Source organism: Oceanicola sp. S124 (genome assembly GCF_000220565.1).
Classification (GTDB): Bacteria; Pseudomonadota; Alphaproteobacteria; order Rhodobacterales; family Rhodobacteraceae; genus Pseudooceanicola.
This window is the reverse complement of record NZ_AFPM01000056.1, coordinates 1-2,285: the sequence shown is the minus strand read 5'-3', so window position 1 is coordinate 2,285 and position 2,285 is coordinate 1. Positions and strand designations below refer to the sequence as shown.

Genomic DNA, 2,285 nt, shown 5'->3' with positions numbered 1-2,285 from the left:
ACGGTTTCCCGCTTGACCTGACCCAGGACGCGCTGCGCGAGCAGGGCCGCACCGTCGACACCGACGGCTTCGACGCCGCCATGGCCGAGCAGAAGGCCAAGGCCCGTGCCGCCTGGGCCGGCTCGGGCGAGGCTGCCGACAGCCGTGTCTGGTTCGACATTGCCGACAAGCACGGCGCGACCGATTTCCTGGGCTACGACACTGAAACCGCCGAGGGCCAGATCCTGGCGCTGGTGCAGGACGGCGAGCTGGCCGAAACCGCCGCCACCGGCGAGAAGGTCACCCTGGTGCTGAACCAGACGCCCTTCTACGGCGAAAGCGGCGGCCAGGTCGGTGACACGGGCGTGATCCGCACCGAGGGCGGCAAGGTCACCGTGACCGATACCCGCAAGGTCGAGGGCGTCTTCCTGCATATCGGCGAGGTCTCCGAGGGCAGCGTGAAGCGTGGCGAGGCCGCGATCCTCGAGGTCGATCACGACCGCCGCTCCAAGATCCGTGCCAACCACTCGGCCACCCACCTGCTGCACGAGGCCCTGCGCGAGGCGCTTGGCGATCACGTGGCACAGCGAGGCTCGCTCAATGCGCCCGACCGCCTGCGCTTCGACTTCTCCCATTCCGCTGCCGTCTCGGCCGAGGAACTGGCGCGCGTCGAGGCAGAGGTGAACGCCTACATCCGTCAGAACACCCCGGTCGAGACCCGTATCATGACCCCCGACGACGCCCGCGCCATCGGCGCCCAGGCGCTTTTTGGCGAGAAATACGGCGACGAGGTCCGCGTGGTCTCCATGGGCCGTGCCGACACCGGCAAGGGCCCCAAGGGCGACACCTGGTCGATCGAGCTTTGCGGCGGCACCCATGTGGCGCGCACCGGCGATATCGGGGCCTTCGCCCTGACCGCCGAAAGCGCCAGCTCTGCCGGTGTGCGCCGGATCGAGGCCCTGACCGGCGCGGCCGCCATGGCCGAACTGCGGAACCGTGACCTGACGTTGGCCTCCATCGAGGGCATGCTGAAGGCCCAGGGCGCCGAGGCCGTCGACCGCGTCCGCGCCCTGATGGACGACCGCCGCAAGCTGGAGAACGAGGTTGCCCAGCTGAAGCGCGAGATCGCCATGGGCGGCGGTCAGGGCGGTGGCGTCGAGGCCGAGGAGATCGGCGGCGTCAAGTTCCTGGGCCAGGCCCTGCAGGGCGTCTCGGGCAAGGATCTGCGGGCGCTGATCGACGCGCACAAGCAAAAGATTGGCTCGGGCGTGGTGCTGCTGGTGGCCGAGGATGACGGCAAGGTCGCCGTCGCCGCCGGTGTCACCGATGACCTGACCGACAGGATCTCTGCCGTCGAGGTGCTGCGCGCCGCGGTGCCTGCCGTGGGTGGCAAGGGCGGCGGTGGCCGTCCCGACATGGCCCAGGGTGGCGGCAAGGATTTCGCCGGCGCGGAAGAGGCGCTGGCCGCCGCCCGCGCCCATATCGCCGGGTAAGAGGAGGGACCCATGCCCAAAGCCTACTGGATCGCCCATGTCCATGTGACCGATGAAGAGGCCTATGGCCGCTACGCCAAGCTGGCGGGCCCGGCCATCGCCAAGCACGGCGGCAAGTTCCTGGCCCGCGCCGGGCGCTACGTGCAACTGGAGGGTAAGGACCGCGCGCGCAACGTCGTGGCCGAGTTCCCCTCGCTGGAGGACGCCGAGGCCTGCTACCGCGGCCCCGACTACCAGGAGGCCATGAGCCACGCCAAGGGCGCCTCGGAACGCGATCTGATGATCGTGGAGGGCGTGGAGTAGGTCTCTGCGTCAGTGAGTTTGAAAGGGCCGCTCTCGATGGGGGCGGCTTTTTTCGTGGGCGGGTCAGGTGCAGCAGGTCAAGGAGCGCAATGGCTGTCGGGCAGTAACGGAGGTTTCATCGGACCCTCGCCAGACTTGAAGTCGGCAGTGCGGACGAAGCTGGCGTGGGTCGCAGCCCCGACCGTATAGCTTGCGGCATGCCAGTATTAATGCAGACCCTCTTAGCCCAGAGTTGCTTTCATATAAATGTCGATGCGATCCTTGAAAGGCCCTTTCTGACCACGAGCTGTGGGATGTTTAAGGCGAGTCAACTCATGCTCGCCAGACAAATCAGCTATCGTTTCTCCGGCAATTTTTCCGAACGCGACTATCCGGTTTGGCGCAAAGGCTGCAACCTCGCCTGCAATCACTGAACGCGAGAGCTCCCGTAGTGACTGGTTTCGCTGCACGATGCCTTTTCCCGCGAACAGTTTGAAGGCATCCGTGACCCAGACATCATACCCTGCCAGC

3 protein-coding genes are annotated in these 2,285 nt (G+C 66.7%); 2 read left to right on the top strand and 1 reads right to left on the bottom strand.

What is annotated here, in order from left to right:
- Both OS124_RS0104960 and OS124_RS0104955 read left to right on the top strand, forming a co-directional pair.
- Positions 1-1,472, top strand: a 1,472-nt coding sequence (locus tag OS124_RS0104960; RefSeq protein ID WP_010138261.1) for a serine-tRNA(Ala) deacylase AlaX, incomplete at its 5' end; no start/stop codon positions are given.
- 12 nt (positions 1,473-1,484) lie between these two features.
- Positions 1,485-1,775: a DUF1330 domain-containing protein gene (locus tag OS124_RS0104955; protein WP_010138260.1), complete on the top strand. Its 291-nt coding sequence runs from the start codon at positions 1,485-1,487 to the stop codon at positions 1,773-1,775.
- Between the two features lie 221 nt (positions 1,776-1,996).
- Here OS124_RS0104955 and OS124_RS27300 read toward each other — a convergent pair.
- Positions 1,997-2,285 (bottom strand): hypothetical protein (locus OS124_RS27300; RefSeq protein ID WP_168161436.1); only part of this gene is annotated, 289 nt, incomplete at its 5' end.

What these genes read in the sequence shown, in the direction of transcription:
- OS124_RS0104955 (WP_010138260.1), top strand. Translation starts at nt 1,485, where the DNA reads ATGCCCAAAGCCTACTGGATCGCCCATGTCCATGTGACCGATGAAGAG.